The sequence below is a fragment of the Methylophilus sp. E2MeOHC9 genome, assembly GCF_058744375.1.
In genome coordinates this window covers 701,653-715,279 of sequence record NZ_CP196024.1, presented here as the reverse complement: position 1 = coordinate 715,279, position 13,627 = coordinate 701,653, and the positions used below count along the sequence as shown (strand labels likewise).

Annotated in this window: 15 protein-coding genes and 1 tRNA gene; 6 read left to right on the top strand and 10 right to left on the bottom strand. The window is 50.5% G+C overall.

Annotation, left to right across the window (positions count from 1 at the left end; translation table 11 throughout):
• Nucleotides 1-43 precede the first annotated feature (43 nt).
• Nucleotides 44-748 carry a phosphate signaling complex protein PhoU gene (gene phoU, locus ACSSVF_RS03485; RefSeq protein WP_055829012.1) on the bottom strand — a complete coding sequence of 235 codons (705 nt, stop codon included), beginning with the start codon at nt 746-748 and terminating at the stop codon, nt 44-46.
• Nucleotides 749-833: 85 nt separating this feature from the next.
• Nucleotides 834-1,502, bottom strand: a complete 669-nt coding sequence (rpiA, locus tag ACSSVF_RS03480; protein ID WP_492405523.1) for a ribose-5-phosphate isomerase RpiA — start codon at nt 1,500-1,502, stop codon at nt 834-836.
• An 89-nt stretch (nt 1,503-1,591) separates the two neighbouring features.
• Here rpiA and ilvA point away from each other — a divergent pair, with 89 nt between their 5' ends.
• Both ilvA and ACSSVF_RS03470 read left to right on the top strand, forming a co-directional pair.
• The gene (gene ilvA, locus ACSSVF_RS03475; RefSeq protein WP_492405521.1) at nt 1,592-3,103 is read left to right on the top strand and encodes a threonine ammonia-lyase, biosynthetic; all 1,512 of its coding nucleotides are present in this window, start codon (nt 1,592-1,594) and stop codon (nt 3,101-3,103) included.
• Nucleotides 3,104-3,271: 168 nt separating this feature from the next.
• The gene (locus ACSSVF_RS03470; RefSeq protein ID WP_492405519.1) at nt 3,272-4,390 is read left to right on the top strand and encodes a YVTN family beta-propeller repeat protein; all 1,119 of its coding nucleotides are present in this window, start codon (nt 3,272-3,274) and stop codon (nt 4,388-4,390) included.
• 84 nt (nt 4,391-4,474) lie between these two features.
• Here the strand turns inward: ACSSVF_RS03470 and ACSSVF_RS03465 are convergent, their stop codons facing one another.
• From ACSSVF_RS03465 to ACSSVF_RS03455, 3 genes are all read right to left on the bottom strand, one after another.
• Nucleotides 4,475-4,708 carry a sulfurtransferase TusA family protein gene (locus ACSSVF_RS03465; RefSeq protein WP_492405518.1) on the bottom strand — a complete coding sequence of 78 codons (234 nt, stop codon included), beginning with the start codon at nt 4,706-4,708 and terminating at the stop codon, nt 4,475-4,477.
• 27 nt (nt 4,709-4,735) lie between these two features.
• The gene (locus tag ACSSVF_RS03460; RefSeq protein WP_492405516.1) at nt 4,736-5,053 is read right to left on the bottom strand and encodes a rhodanese-like domain-containing protein; all 318 of its coding nucleotides are present in this window, start codon (nt 5,051-5,053) and stop codon (nt 4,736-4,738) included.
• A gap of 41 nt (nt 5,054-5,094) precedes the next feature.
• Nucleotides 5,095-5,170 (bottom strand) — tRNA-Phe (locus ACSSVF_RS03455).
• A gap of 377 nt (nt 5,171-5,547) precedes the next feature.
• On the opposite strand from ACSSVF_RS03455, the gene ACSSVF_RS03450 reads away from it, so the two are divergent.
• The 4 genes from ACSSVF_RS03450 to ACSSVF_RS03435 all read left to right on the top strand — a co-directional run bounded on the left by ACSSVF_RS03450 (nt 5,548) and on the right by ACSSVF_RS03435 (nt 10,007).
• Nucleotides 5,548-6,441, top strand: coding sequence for a PfkB family carbohydrate kinase (locus ACSSVF_RS03450; RefSeq protein WP_492405515.1), 894 nt, complete (start codon nt 5,548-5,550; stop codon nt 6,439-6,441).
• Between the two features lie 179 nt (nt 6,442-6,620).
• Nucleotides 6,621-6,890 carry a 30S ribosomal protein S15 gene (rpsO, locus tag ACSSVF_RS03445; protein WP_379034001.1) on the top strand — a complete coding sequence of 90 codons (270 nt, stop codon included), beginning with the start codon at nt 6,621-6,623 and terminating at the stop codon, nt 6,888-6,890.
• 296 nt (nt 6,891-7,186) lie between these two features.
• A complete protein-coding gene (gene pnp / locus ACSSVF_RS03440) occupies nt 7,187-9,307 on the top strand; it encodes a polyribonucleotide nucleotidyltransferase (RefSeq protein ID WP_492405513.1) in 2,121 nt (706 codons plus the stop codon).
• A 259-nt stretch (nt 9,308-9,566) separates the two neighbouring features.
• On the top strand, nt 9,567-10,007 hold the full coding sequence (locus tag ACSSVF_RS03435; protein WP_492405512.1) for a GNAT family N-acetyltransferase: 441 nt from the start codon (nt 9,567-9,569) through the stop codon (nt 10,005-10,007).
• A 56-nt stretch (nt 10,008-10,063) separates the two neighbouring features.
• Here the strand turns inward: ACSSVF_RS03435 and ACSSVF_RS03430 are convergent, their stop codons facing one another.
• The 5 genes from ACSSVF_RS03430 to ACSSVF_RS03410 form a co-directional block, all read right to left on the bottom strand.
• Complete coding sequence (locus tag ACSSVF_RS03430) at nt 10,064-10,564, bottom strand: GNAT family N-acetyltransferase (protein ID WP_492405511.1); 501 nt, start codon at nt 10,562-10,564, stop codon at nt 10,064-10,066.
• Nucleotides 10,565-10,586: 22 nt separating this feature from the next.
• Nucleotides 10,587-10,925 (bottom strand): tRNA-binding protein, encoded by a 339-nt coding sequence (locus ACSSVF_RS03425; RefSeq protein WP_492405510.1) that lies wholly within the window; start codon nt 10,923-10,925, stop codon nt 10,587-10,589.
• Between the two features lie 71 nt (nt 10,926-10,996).
• Entirely contained in the window at nt 10,997-11,551 is a 555-nt protein-coding gene (locus tag ACSSVF_RS03420) for an isochorismatase family protein (protein ID WP_492405509.1), read from the bottom strand.
• Nucleotides 11,552-11,564: 13 nt separating this feature from the next.
• Nucleotides 11,565-12,908, bottom strand: a complete 1,344-nt coding sequence (locus ACSSVF_RS03415; RefSeq protein ID WP_492405507.1) for a TolC family outer membrane protein — start codon at nt 12,906-12,908, stop codon at nt 11,565-11,567.
• A 13-nt stretch (nt 12,909-12,921) separates the two neighbouring features.
• Nucleotides 12,922-13,578, bottom strand: coding sequence for a protein-L-isoaspartate O-methyltransferase family protein (locus ACSSVF_RS03410; RefSeq protein ID WP_492405505.1), 657 nt, complete (start codon nt 13,576-13,578; stop codon nt 12,922-12,924).
• Between the last annotated feature and the right edge of the window lie 49 nt (nt 13,579-13,627).

Here is a 13,627-nt window from a genome sequence, read left to right as displayed (position 1 = left end):
GGCTGAAAAAAAGCACTCCTCGGAGTGCTTTTTGTTTGGGTGATCAAGACATTGTTTCGCGTTTGATGTCTTCCAGGCTGGTGTGGCGGATATCTTTACCCTTCACCATGTAGACCACATATTCAGAAATATTCTTCGCGTGATCACCGATCCGCTCAATCGCTTTTGCCACAAACAACACTTCGAGTGACATGGAGATGGTGCGTGGATCTTCCAGCATAAATGTAATCAGTTGACGCATGGCAGCGCGGAACTGTTCATCCACCTGCTCATCCTGCTTGGCTACTTCTACGGTTTGGCTCACGTCCAGGCGTGCGAATGAGTCCAGCGAAGTACGCAGCATTTCACGTACGAGACCTACCATCGATTTAATTTCATTAAAACGAGGCTTGTACATGCGGTCCTGCTCGTAAATACGTTGTGCAGTACGCGCGATCTTGGTTGCTTCGTCGCCGATACGCTCCAGATCGGTAATGGTTTTTACCATCATCATGATCATGCGCAGGTCGCGAGCTGCCGGCTGGCGACGTGCAATGATATGGCTGCAGTCTTCATCGACCTGTACTTCCAGCGCATTGACGCGTGCATCACGCGCCATCACGTCTTTGGCCAGGTTGACATCGGCAGTCGTAAGCGATTCCAGCGCGTTTACAATTTGCTGTTCAACCAGCCCCCCCATTTCCAGAACCTTGGCGCGTACCGATTCCAGTTCAACATCATATTGTTTTGAGGTATGTTCAAATTGCATGACGTAATTTCCTAATTATTGTGCCCGCTAGGTTACCAGTACAATATGACAACTATATGATAGTTTTTAGCGTGATAGTGTTCAATTATTTGGTCAGCGTTTTAACGCCGTTTGGCGTTGCCAGCAGCAAGACATTGGCTGGGCGTGACGCAAACAAACCGTTAGTTACTACGCCGACGATTTGGTTGATTTTGGTTTCCAGCTCGATAGGGTCGCTGATGGTCAGGCCATGCACATCCAGAATCAGGTTGCCATTATCAGTCGTGAAATCACGCAATTTTGGCTGGCCGCCGAGTTTGACTAACTCGCGCGCTACCTGGCTGCGCGCCATAGGCAATACTTCAACTGGCAATGGGAATTTACCCAGCACTGGTACAAATTTGCTTTCGTCGCAGATACAGATGAATGATTTCGCCACTGCCGCCACGATTTTTTCACGTGTCAACGCGCCGCCGCCGCCCTTGAGCATATGCAGATGCTCGGTGATTTCATCGGCGCCATCGACATAGATATCCAGGCTGTCGACACTGTTTAAGTCAAATACTTCAATGCCATGGCCACGCAAGCGTTGAGCAGTGGCTTCTGAGCTGGCAACCGCACCTTCGATTTTATGTTTGACCTTGGCTAATTCGTCAATGAAGAAGTTAGCGGTTGAGCCGGTGCCCACACCGATGATGCCGTCTTTTACGTAGGTAATCGCTGCTTTTGCCACTTCCAGTTTTAGTGCGTCTTGTTGTGCTTTATCCAATGCCATCTGCTTAAATCCTTGATTAATTCTTTATAATACAAACAATTTCCTATCATACACTGCAACCTTGCGGTTTTAAAACCTTAAAGCACTTGATGACCACCGACTACCGCGAAAAAATCGAACACTCCCAAGTCTATGCCGTAGCACGCCACACGCCACTGGATCTGATGCCAAACCTGAGCGTACGGCTGAGAAACCAGGTCTTGCTCAAACGTGAGGACATGCAGCCGGTATTCTCATTTAAATTGCGTGGTGCTTATAACAAAATGGCCAACCTCCCTGCCGAGGCGCTTGCGCGTGGCGTGATTTGCGCCAGTGCCGGTAACCATGCGCAAGGGGTGGCGTTAAGTGCGCAAAAGCTGGGCTGCCGGGCCGTGATTGTGATGCCTACCACCACGCCTGCGATCAAGATCAATGCCGTCAGGGCGCGTGGCGCCGAAGTACTATTGTTTGGCGACAGCTATTCCGATGCTTACGCGCATGCGCTGGAAGTGGAAAAAAGCGAAGGCCTCACCTTCGTACACCCTTATGATGACCCGGATGTGATCGCCGGGCAGGGCACCATCGCGATGGAAGTTTTGCAGGATCATCCTGAACCGATAGAGGCGATCTTCTGCTGTGTCGGCGGTGGTGGTTTGCTGGCCGGTGTGGCTGCTTACATCAAGGCTTTACGGCCTGAGATCAAGGTCATTGGTGTAGAGGCGCAAGATGCTGAAGCCATGACCGAATCGCTGAAAAGCGGTGAGCGCGTCATGCTGGCACAAGTAGGGTTGTTTGCCGATGGTGCCGCCGTCAAGCAGGTGGGTGAGCATACCTTTTCGCTGGTGCAGCAGTTTGTCGATGACATGATTGTGGTCGATAACGATGAAATCTGTGCCGCGATCAAAGATGTGTTTGAAGATACCCGCAGCATACTCGAACCGGCCGGGGCGCTCGCAGTCGCCGGCTTAAAAGCGTATGCCGCGCAACATCAGCTGCAAGGCAAAAACCTGGTGGCTGTCGCCTCTGGCGCCAATATGAATTTTGACCGCCTGCGCTTTATTGCAGAACGGGCCGAATTGGGCGAGCACCGGGAAGCGGTCTTCGCCGTGACTATCCCGGAAACTCCAGGCGCATTTAAAACATTTTGCCGCCTACTGGGAAACCGCAATATCACCGAGTTCAATTACCGCTATGCCGATGCTAAGCAGGCACATATTTTCGTCGGCGTATCGGTGCAAAACACAGCCGAGCCCGCGGAAATCACGCGTGCGCTGGATGCAGCCGGTTTGAAAGCCTTAGACCTGACCGGCAACGAAATGGCCAAATTGCACTTGCGTCACCTAGTCGGCGGCCATGCGCCGCAAGCGCAGAATGAAGTGGTTTACCGCTTCGAGTTTCCGGAGAAACCCGGCGCATTGATGAACTTTCTCGAATCTATGGGTCACAACTGGAACATCAGTTTGTTTCATTACCGTAACCATGGCGCGGATTTCGGTCGCGTGCTGGTGGGTATGCAAGTACCACCACAAGAGAAAGTGGCTTTTGAGCAGTTTCTTGAGCAATTAGGCTATCCTTACTGGGATGAAAGTGATAACCCCGCCTATCAATTATTCCTGGGGTGATGCATATTTAATTGGCTGATATTAGCCATTGTGGTGGTTTATATCAGCCACCACAGCCTATGTATTGTGATCAATCAGCGATAAGTGGCGTTGGGTGCCCGTTTCATGAGCGAGAATGGTTTTTGCTGGTGTCATTAGACTTTAAATAATAATCAGGAGATACATTGCATGTTGAACTCACCTTTCGCGCGTCGCACGCGCATCAGTTTGCTATTGCTGGCATTGGTTGCCAGCGTGGCTGCCTGTAACAAGGCAGATGAATCCGCGACAGAGGCTACAGCCCCTGCCGCGAATAGCACCCCTGCTGGCGCTGTGGCCTATGTGTCCACGCAAGATGCTGGCGTGGACGTCATCGACCTTGCCACCTGGCAAGTTGCCAGACACTTTGACGTAAAGGCAACGGGCCCGCGCGGCCTGGCAGTGACTGACGATGGTAAAAAACTGATTGTCGCAACCAAGGATAACGAAAGTATCTCTGTGATTGATACGGCGACGGGTGAAGTATTACAGCAAATCAATGTCGGTAAAAACCCTGAGTTTGTACGCGTGAGTGGCAATTTTGCATTTGTGTCTTCAGAGCCCAGTTCTAAAGGCGGCCCGCCACCTAAAGCAGGTGAGGAAGACGACGATGACGATGATGAAGAAAAAGTCCCTGCCAAGATCGCAGTGGTTGATTTAACCAAAGGTGAAAAAGTACGCGAAATCACTGGCGGGCCGGAAACCGAAGGCATTGAGTTTTCAGCCGATGGTAAACAGCTGGTCATCACTAACGAAGCCGATAATACCGTGACGGTACATAACATTGAAACCGGCGAGTTGATCAAAACCGTGCAGACGCATGCGCATGGCGATCGCCCTCGTGGTATCAAGGTTTCACCGGACGGCAATACTTACCTGGCAACCCTGGAATTCGGCAATAAATTCCTGGTGCTGGATAAAGAGTTTAACGTAGTGCGCACAGTCGATACTGCCGAAACACCGTACGGTATTGCCTATGATGCTAAAGGTGAGCGTATTTTTGTAGCAACTAATAAAGCCAAGTTGCTTCAAGTATTCGATGCTAAAACCTTTGAGAAAATCAAGGAAGTCCCGACCGGCAATCGTTGCTGGCATTTCAGCTTTACGCCGGATAACAAAGACATTCTGTTGGCGTGTGGTAAGTCTGACGCAGTGTTTGTCATTGATGCCGAGAAGCTCGAAGTGACCAAGCAGGTTGAAGTGAAAAACATGCCTTGGGGCGTAGTCACATTCCCTAAAGCCATGGGTAGCCTGGAAAACGCGAAGTAACTCTCAGTGTTAGCAACAAAAAACAAAAAAGCCCGCAACCATGCGGGCTTTTTTGTTTTGATCTTTTCATTTTAAAACTGGGTGTTAGTCTGTACGTTTTTTGATCCAGAAGGTAAACACGCCATCGGTTTCCTGTAATTCAAGTAGCGTGTGGCCGGTCTGGCGGCAAAAGGCATCAAAATCTTTTTTTGAGCCAGGATCGGTGGCCATGATCTTCAGCACTTGCGCCGGGCCTATATCATTCAGGGCTTTTTTGCAGCGCAAGATAGGTAACGGGCAATTCAAGTTACGGGCATCAACTTCTTTATCACTCACCATACGAAATATCCTGGAATGTCGTGCTGACTACAATGCTTTGATGGGCAAACCTGCGCCCGCCCATGCCAATATGCCACCCGCCAGATGTGAGACATCGGCGACGCCTTGCGCAAGGGCAAATTCACCAGCTGACACAGAGCGTACGCCGCTGCGGCAATAGAACACCAGTTTTTTATCTTGCGGTAATTGGTGAAAGGCGCTGGCCAGGTTACCTAAAGGCACATGCAATGCGCCGGGTAATATGCCGGAAACAAGCTCGTGATCATTGCGGATGTCTATCAGCAATAAGGACGGGTCATTCAATAAGGGGTGTAATTCATCCGGTGTTAAGTGTTTTAATGACATCAACAAACCCAGGAATAAGATGCCGGAAGGCATGGAAGAAGTGGTGGCCAGAGGCAGAATCGAACTGCCGACACGAGGATTTTCAATCCTCTGCTCTACCGACTGAGCTATCTGGCCAACAACAATTCGAGTTAGCCCCGAATTGCAAGAGGCGCATTATAGCAAAGATATTCGCGAATGCACACAAAAGATAAAAAAATTCCTGGCAGATTTTGCAGCTTCCTTTTGGAGGATTATTTCACAAGCGGGCGGGTTGCCTTTCTCTGTGAAAGCCATGGTGTCTCGCGCATCTGCCCAGTTAACATTGCTCGTTCTCGCAATCAGGTGCAACAATGGTTTCTACACATGGTCAAACATCGAACACTTGCGCCTGGCAGTGAATGTAAGCGGTTGGCAGGGCATGCAAGCGCGGATTTTAGCGCGCACTCATGCAGTTGCGGCAGCTTCGTCCCTGGCATTTGTGAGTGGCTAAATAAAAAATTAGGGTAAAACGTATGTCAAATTCAGTCATGATTTTAGGCGAAGTGCTGGGAGATGTTTTCCCCGAGCAAACCATTATTGGTGGTGCGCCTTATAACGTCGCCCGTCATTGCCATGCTTTTGGCCTCGATGTGCACTTATTAACTGCGGTGGGTAAAGATGCCTTGGGGCAACGCATCCTGGATGAAATGCATGATGCTGGCTTGTCCACCAAAGGCGTGCAGCAGCACGCTGACTTACCCACCGGGCAGGTGAAAGTGCATTTTGAGCAACATGGGCATCGCTTTGAAATCCTGGATGAACAGGCCTATGATGCGCTGGATTGGCTGCCTGTAGAAGCGTTGGCCGAACAGCATTCCCCTGACTTGGTCTATTTCGGTACGCTGGCGCTCAGGCATGCGCCCATGCAAGGCGTGGCTAAGCAGTGGCTGAAACTTTGCCATGGCGCGACTGTGTTTTGCGATATCAATCTACGCGCGCCCTGGTATGACAAAAGCAACTTGACGCTGGCTTTGAGTGCGGCAGATATCCTGAAGATCAACCATGAAGAATTACCTGAGGTCAGCAAGCTGCTGGGATTGCCTGCTGTAGCGGATTTAAACACGCAGGCAAAGCAGCTACTGGCAGCATTCGATTTACGCGAGATGTTTGTCACCTGCGGCGAGCAAGGCAGTTTCTGGCTGGATGCGCATGGCAGCAGTTTCCGTGAGGCACCTGTGCCTTTGCGTGTGCCATTTGTTGATAGCGTGGGCGCAGGAGATGCTTACACTTCAATCGTCATACGCGGCCTACTGGCCGATATGCCCAGGCAAACCATGCTGGCAGAGGCTGCCAGATTTGCCGCGGCCATTTGTGGTATCCGTGGTGCTGTGCCTGAAGGTGTAGCGTTTTATAAGGATTTCGCATAGCCAGCTTTACGCTGAAATCGGCAAAAAATTAGCAAAAACAGAAACTTACTTGCACAAATCACTTTGCAAGGCAGGGCTTTGTCACTATAATGCTGGGTTCGAGTAAATTGATTATCGACGCGGTAAGGCAAATAGGTTGTCTGGCTGCAACGATATTGACGCTAATTAGGAAGATAAAGATGGCTGTTACCGCAGAACAATCCGCAAAAATTATCAAAGATTTCCAACGCAGTCCTAACGATACTGCCAGCCCAGAAGTGCAGGTTGCATTATTGACCAACCGCATCACTTACCTGACAGAGCACTTCAAATCCAACAAAAAAGACAACCACTCACGTCGTGGTCTGCTGGCGCTGGTTAGCCAACGTCGTAGCTTGCTGGATTACCTGAAGGGTAAAGATGTCAGCCGCTATCAGACATTGATCGAGCGTCTGAACCTGCGTAAATAATTTGGTTTAAAGTGACGAAAGTTACAACTCACTTATAACGAAATAAAAGCCGACGGCATGGTGATTGCCTCGGCTTTTTTGTTTTAAAAATCCTGAGATTTTGCATGAAAGACCAGGATTTAAACTTCACTAACGGGGTGGCTTCTGTGAGTGCGTTTGTTTGATGCCTCAAGCAAATAGCGTACTGATAGAAGTCACCGCATATCGCGAAACGTAGAATAAATCCTTATTCGATGTTTCTATTGTTGAGATTGGCTATTAGGTAGTGAATAGCCATGGTAGATAAAGGAAAAACAATGTTTGAAATTACTAAAAAAAGCGTCCAGTTCGGTGCGCATACCCTGACGATTGAGACAGGGGAAGTCGCACGCCAGGCTGACGGTGCCGTGATGGTGAGCTATGGCGATACAGTCGTATTGGTCGCAGCTACTGCCAAAACCAGCGTCAAAGAAGGCCAGGACTTTTTTCCACTGACCGTTGATTATCAAGAGAAGACCTATTCTGCTGGTCGTATTCCTGGTGGCTACTTCAAGCGTGAAGGCCGCCCTTCAGAAAAAGAGACATTGACTGCGCGTCTGATCGACCGCCCAATGCGCCCTCTGTTCCCTGATGCGTTCTACAACGAAGTGCAAATCGTTGCCACAGTATTGTCTTACGACCCTGAAATTGATGCAGACATCCCGGCCATGATCGGTGCTTCTGCAGCGATCGCATTGTCAGGTATTCCATTCTATGGCCCTATGGGTGCTGCCCGCGTGGGTTACATCAATGGCGAATACGTATTGAACCCAACCGCTTCACAACTGAAAGAATCTGCACTGGACCTGGTGGTTGCAGCGACAGAAACTGCTGTGATGATGGTGGAATCAGAAGCGAAAGAATTGCCAGAAGACGTGATGCTGGGCGCGGTTGTTTACGGCCACGAGCAAATGCAGTCTGTGATCAAAATCATCAACGAACTGGCGAATGAAGCTGGTAAAGATGCCTGGGACTGGGCTGTGCCAGAGCCAGACACTGCCTTGATTGCAAAAATCGAGACCATTGCTGCCGCTGATATCAATGCCGCTTTCCAGATCAAATCCAAAGGCGAGCGCTCTGCCAAGCTGGATGAAGTGAAGTCTAAAGTGATGAGCACCCTGATCACTGAAGAAACTTCTACCCTGGAAGCCAACAAGATCAAAGACGAGTTCTTTAAACTGGAAGCCAAAACAGTGCGTAGCCAGATCTTGAACGGTGAGCCACGTATCGATGGCCGTGATACACGCACTGTGCGCCCTATCGTGATCCGTTCTGGTGTATTGCCACGCACACACGGTTCAGCCCTGTTTACCCGTGGTGAAACACAAGCGCTGGTGGCAACAACACTGGGCACTGGCAAAGATGAGCAACTGATCGATGCGCTGGGTGGCGAATACTACGAAAACTTCATGCTGCACTACAACATGCCTCCGTTCGCTACTGGTGAAACTGGCCGTGTCGGTACGCCAAAACGCCGTGAAATCGGCCATGGCAACCTGGCAAAACGTGCATTGAAAGCGGTATTGCCGCCTAAAGGTGAGTTTGATTACACCATCCGCGTTGTTTCCGAGATCACTGAATCTAACGGTTCCAGCTCCATGGCATCTGTCTGTGGTGGTTGCCTGTCCATGCTGGACGCTGGCGTACCATTGACTGCACACGTTGCTGGTGTCGCGATGGGCCTGATCAAAGAAGGTAACCGTGTCGCGGTATTGACCGACATTCTGGGTGACGAAGACCACCTGGGCGATATGGACTTTAAAGTAGCCGGTACTGACCAAGGCATCACCGCCCTGCAAATGGACATCAAAATCACCGGCATCACTGCACAGATCATGGAAGTTGCGCTGGCACAAGCCAAAGAAGGCCGCGCGCATATCCTCGGTTTGATGAAACAGGCTGTGTCTGGTGTAAACACCGAGATGTCACAATTTGCACCACGTATCATCAGCATGAAAATCAATCCGGACAAAATCCGTGACGTAATTGGTAAAGGCGGCGCTGTCATTCAGGCACTGACCAAAGAAACCAACACCAGCATTGATATTGAAGATGACGGTACCGTGAAAATCGCCTGCACCAGTGCAGAAGAAGGCGCTGAAGCCCAACGCCGTATCGCTGCCATCACCGCTGAAGTTGAAATCGGCCAGGTGTACGAAGGCCCTGTAGTCAAGATTCTTGATTTCGGTGCAGTGGTGACCTTGTTGCCAGGTAAAGATGGCCTGGTACATATTTCACAAATTGCTCACGAGCGCGTCAAAGCGGTAGGCGACTACCTCAAAGAAGGTGACGTGGTAAAAGTGAAAGTGGTCGAAATCGATGACAAAGGCAAAGTGCGTTTAAGCATCAAAGCCCTGATCGAACCACCAGCAAGAGAAGAAACACCTTCTGCTGAGTAAGGTTGCAGTCAATTAAAAGCCCGCGCAAGCGGGCTTTTTTGTTGGCTGGCGTTTGCTTACTATAATACGCGTGCGAATCAGTTGAGGTATTTCCTCGCATAATATTGATTCCGTGGCATAACGCCTAGGTGTGCCAGAGCATTTACTATTTCAAAACGAGAAAGACTACACTCGAATGTGCGAGACGCCAGAAATATCAGTACGTGCAATATCTCATGAAGATGCGCCCTCGCTTTATGAGTATGCGCTCAGAAATCGCATGCATCTTAAAGAGTGGGAACCATCAAGAGAAGAAAGTTACTTTTCTCTGGCTGCTGCAGAAGGCCGAGTATTGAATATGCTCTCTGCCATGGCGCATGGCAATGCCATGCATTTCGTTATTCTTAGTAATCAATCAGTGATTGGCGTGATTAATTACACCAATATCATCAGAGGACCATTCATGGCGTGTCATCTTGGTTTTTCAATTGACCAGGATTTTGAGGGTAAAGGGTATATGCATGCTGCATTAGAAAAAACCCTTCAATACGCGAGAGACGACCTGAATCTACACCGGGTCATGGCAAACTACATGCCGCATAATCATAAAAGTGAGAAGTTATTGCTGCGCTTAAATTTTAAGAAAGAGGGATATGCTGAAGCCTATTTAAAAATGAATGGGCAGTGGCAAGACCACGTATTAACGTCATTGATTTTTTAGCTGTCATATCATTTCCCCACGGGATTTGCTATTGATTTAGCGCATCCACATATTTCTCAAGTGCTTGCTACTTCTGACAGCCATTTATACATCACTAATGCATCGACATAACCCTGGCTCGGATGGTGAAATGCCTTTGGTAACCTGCCCACTGTTTCAAAACCCAGCTTGGTCCACAATCTCACTGCACCTTCATTAGTCGAGGCGACAAAATTGAATTGCATGGCTTTGTAACCCAAAGATTTTGCAATTTCTTGAGAGTGCTCACACATGGTAGTTGCCAGGCCACGGCCACGCGCGGCAGACGACACCATGTAGCCGCAGTTACAGACGTGGTCACCGCCGCCTAGCTGGTTGGTCTTGATGTAATAGGTGCCGAGGATGACGCCGTTTTCTTCTACAACAAAGGTTTTTCTCGGCGTCTGTAGCCAGAGGACGATGGCCTGCTCACGGGTGGTGTCGCGAGGGTAGGCGTAGGTTTCCCCGGCGGCCACAATGGCCTGGAAGATGGGCCATATTTGTTCAAAATCGGACAGGGTGGCTTCACGGATATGCATGAATAAGGTTTTTCTTGATGGCTTAAAGGAGTTTGGTGCCTAGTGGCACTTCATGTTCGGGGACGCAAAGCGTGACATGGCCATTGGCATCGTTAAAGCCGGTGACCAGGCATTCGGAAACGAACGGGCCTATCTGTTTGGCGGGGAAATTCACCACGGCAACAACCAGTTTGCCTATCAAATCTTGCGGTGAGTAATGTGCAGTGATTTGTGCGCTGGATTTTCGCATGCCTATCTCGGGGCCGAAATCAATATGCAGTTTGTAAGCGGGTTTCCGCGCCTCGGGAAACGCTTCAGCAGCAATCACGCGGCCGACACGTAATTCTATTTTGGTGAAATCATTCCATTCTATGTGATGCATTTTTGCGATAAACACTAGATAGCGACAGCACATTATCGCAGAAAAAAGCGGCGCTCAAAGTCGCGTGCTGGTTAACGAATCAACGCTGAAATCGCCTTGAATTGCGGATGGGTTGCGCCTTGCAATGGCTCAAACAACATGGATTCGGTGTTGGTGATGATGCAACCGGCGTCACGCAATCGCGCGAGGGCATTCTGCCTATTCGCTTCAGTGCGGGAGATGATGGCGTCTTCCACAATAAACACCTGTTTGCCTGCCGCCAGCGCATCCAGTGCGGTTTGCAATACACAGATATGTGCTTCTAAGCCGAACAGCACCACTTGCGGGGCGACGCTGACGGAGGACTTCTGCAGGGCAGGTTCTTGCCAGGCTGAGAAGGCCAGTTTGCCATAGCGGGGGGTGTAATCCGGTAAAAGCGTCTGCAAAACCGGCAGTGTTTCGCCCAGCTTTTCCGGATACTGCTCGGTGACCCATAGCGGAATATTGAGCAGTTGCGCGGCTTGCAGCAGGCGCTGGATATTCCGGATGACAGTTGCCATGTGCGCTTCCAGCATGACCTGGCACAAACGCGTTTGCACATCGATTAACATCCAGACGGCGTCAGTGCTGGCGATGACAGGATTCATACTGATGACCTTTTTACTTTTTGGCGAGTTGCTGATCGATATCTTGCAAATCCGCTTCTGACACAATGCCACTGGCGGTTTTGAGGCGGATGATATTCACCAGGTAGTTATAACGCGCCTGCAATAAATCGCGGTTGGCGCTGAAGTACTGCTGCTGCGCGTTTAGCACATCTACGCTGGTGCGTATGCCGACTTCGTATCCCAGCTGGGTAGAATCCACCTGGCTCTGGCTGCTTTTCAGGGCTTGTTCCAGTGCTTTGACCTGAGCGATGCTGGTATTCAGGTTCAAATAAGCGCGCTGGGTTTCCAGGGTGGTCTGGCGGAAGGCGTTCTGCAAATCATCCAGTGCTTTCTGCCGGTTAAAAGCGGCCTGGCGTACGCGCGAAGTCACGGCGCCGCCCTGGTATAAGGGCATGGATACTTCAACGCCTATGCTGGCGCTTTTCAGGTCGCCGCCAAAACCATACTGGCCGCCATTGCTGTAACTGTCTTGGTAGCTAGCGACCGCATCTACTGATGGATAGTGACCGGCGCGGGCGATTTCGATGTCTTTTTCACTGACCTGTATGGTTTCCTGCTGGATCTGGATATTCAGGTTGCTGGCATTGGTCACATCCTGCCATTCCTGCATGGGTTTCAGGCTGGGGGTGACCTGGATATCTTGACGGACACTGGCGAGCTGTTCCGGCAGTTTGCCAGTCAGCGCCTGCAGGCTGCGTTTGGCGATCTCCATGTCATTCAGCGCAGAAAGTTCTTGCGCGGCAATCAGGTCATAGCGGGCCTGCGCTTCATTGACATCGGTAATGGTGGCCGAACCTACATCGAAAGTGGCTTTGGCCTGTTGTAGCTGGCGTTGAATGGCTTTTTTCTGTGCGTCGATCAGGGTAATACGGTCTTGCGCCAGCAACGTATCAAAATACGCCTGCGTCGTCCTTAGCATGAGGTTTTGCTGTACCAGGTGATATTGCTTGTCTGCGATGCTCACCTGCACTTTGCTTTGATCTATGCGCTCAAGATTTTCTTTGCGGAAGATGGGCTGCTTGGCTTGCAATTGGGCCTGGTAGCCTTCGAAGTTATTACGCCCGCCAGGAAAAGGCGCCTGACTGCCGACAATCTTTAAATCGGTACGGTTGGCATTGGCCCCGGCCAGAAAGTTGACCGAAGGCCGGTAACCGGCCTTGGCTTGCTCTATGATTTCCTGTGCTGCCTGATTGGCACTGCCGGCAGAAGCCAGTACCGGGTCATTGGCTTTGGCCTCCTGGTAAATATCCAGCAGGCTTTGTGAAGAGGCCCAGGCCGGTAATGCCAGGCTGAGCCCTGTCAGCAATAAGCTGCGGATGAAACTGGCGACTGGCATGGGTGCTAATAGCCTAGAATGAAAATGCCTGCGCTTGCGGGGCATTCTGCATCTCGGTCAGGCTGGTCTCAAATAGCACATCCTGTTTGTAGCTGTGCTCAGCCAGCCGCTGGATCAGGGTTGCCTGCATCACCGGCGCTTTGCCGAGCACGATCAGCATGCGGCCACCAATGCTCAACTGGCGGCGAACACCTTCGGCTTCTACCGGGCTGGAAGCGGTGAATACAATGGCGTCAAACGGCGCATGCGATTCATAACCACTGTGGCCGTCTGCTTCTATGACTTGCACATTGTGGATACCTTGCTTGCTCAGGTTCTGCGTGGCCAGTGCACATAGATCAGGGAAGATTTCGAGTGCTGTCACTTGTGCACTATGCTGCGCCATCAGCGCCGCCAGATAGCCGCTACCGGCCCCAATCAGTAATACTTTGTCGGTCGCCTGTAGTTGCAGTGCCTGCAAAAAGCGGCCTTCCACTTTCGGGCTCAGCATTTGCTGCTCATGCGCCAGGGGGATTTCAATATCGGCAAAAGCCAGCCCGCGGTAGGCATCCGGCACAAAGTTTTCACGCGGGATGCTATTGAGCGTCGCCAATACCTTGGGATCCAGCACCTCCCAGGTGCGGATCTGTTGCTCAATCATGTTAAAACGTGCGGTTGCCTGGTCTGTCATGGTCTAGTCCTGTCTATAAGTTCAATGTCCATCTACTTGCAGAATGCAA

Bases quoted from the DNA above. Each gene is read 5' to 3' on its own strand.
- ACSSVF_RS03450 (WP_492405515.1), top strand. From the start codon at position 5,548: ATGTCAAATTCAGTCATGATTTTAGGCGAAGTGCTGGGAGATGTTTTC.
- ACSSVF_RS03435 (WP_492405512.1), top strand. From the start codon at position 9,567: ATGCATCTTAAAGAGTGGGAACCATCAAGAGAAGAAAGTTACTTTTCT.
- ilvA (WP_492405521.1), top strand. From the start codon at position 1,592: ATGACCACCGACTACCGCGAAAAAATCGAACACTCCCAAGTCTATGCC.
- ACSSVF_RS03425 (WP_492405510.1), bottom strand. From the start codon at position 10,925: ATGCATCACATAGAATGGAATGATTTCACCAAAATAGAATTACGTGTC.
- phoU (WP_055829012.1), bottom strand. From the start codon at position 748: ATGCAATTTGAACATACCTCAAAACAATATGATGTTGAACTGGAATCG.
- ACSSVF_RS03470 (WP_492405519.1), top strand. From the start codon at position 3,272: ATGTTGAACTCACCTTTCGCGCGTCGCACGCGCATCAGTTTGCTATTG.
- rpsO (WP_379034001.1), top strand. From the start codon at position 6,621: ATGGCTGTTACCGCAGAACAATCCGCAAAAATTATCAAAGATTTCCAA.
- ACSSVF_RS03415 (WP_492405507.1), bottom strand. From the start codon at position 12,908: ATGCCAGTCGCCAGTTTCATCCGCAGCTTATTGCTGACAGGGCTCAGC.
- ACSSVF_RS03410 (WP_492405505.1), bottom strand. From the start codon at position 13,578: ATGACAGACCAGGCAACCGCACGTTTTAACATGATTGAGCAACAGATC.
- ACSSVF_RS03430 (WP_492405511.1), bottom strand. From the start codon at position 10,564: ATGCATATCCGTGAAGCCACCCTGTCCGATTTTGAACAAATATGGCCC.
- rpiA (WP_492405523.1), bottom strand. From the start codon at position 1,502: ATGGCATTGGATAAAGCACAACAAGACGCACTAAAACTGGAAGTGGCA.
- pnp (WP_492405513.1), top strand. From the start codon at position 7,187: ATGTTTGAAATTACTAAAAAAAGCGTCCAGTTCGGTGCGCATACCCTG.
- ACSSVF_RS03460 (WP_492405516.1), bottom strand. From the start codon at position 5,053: ATGTCATTAAAACACTTAACACCGGATGAATTACACCCCTTATTGAAT.
- ACSSVF_RS03420 (WP_492405509.1), bottom strand. From the start codon at position 11,551: ATGAATCCTGTCATCGCCAGCACTGACGCCGTCTGGATGTTAATCGAT.
- ACSSVF_RS03465 (WP_492405518.1), bottom strand. From the start codon at position 4,708: ATGGTGAGTGATAAAGAAGTTGATGCCCGTAACTTGAATTGCCCGTTA.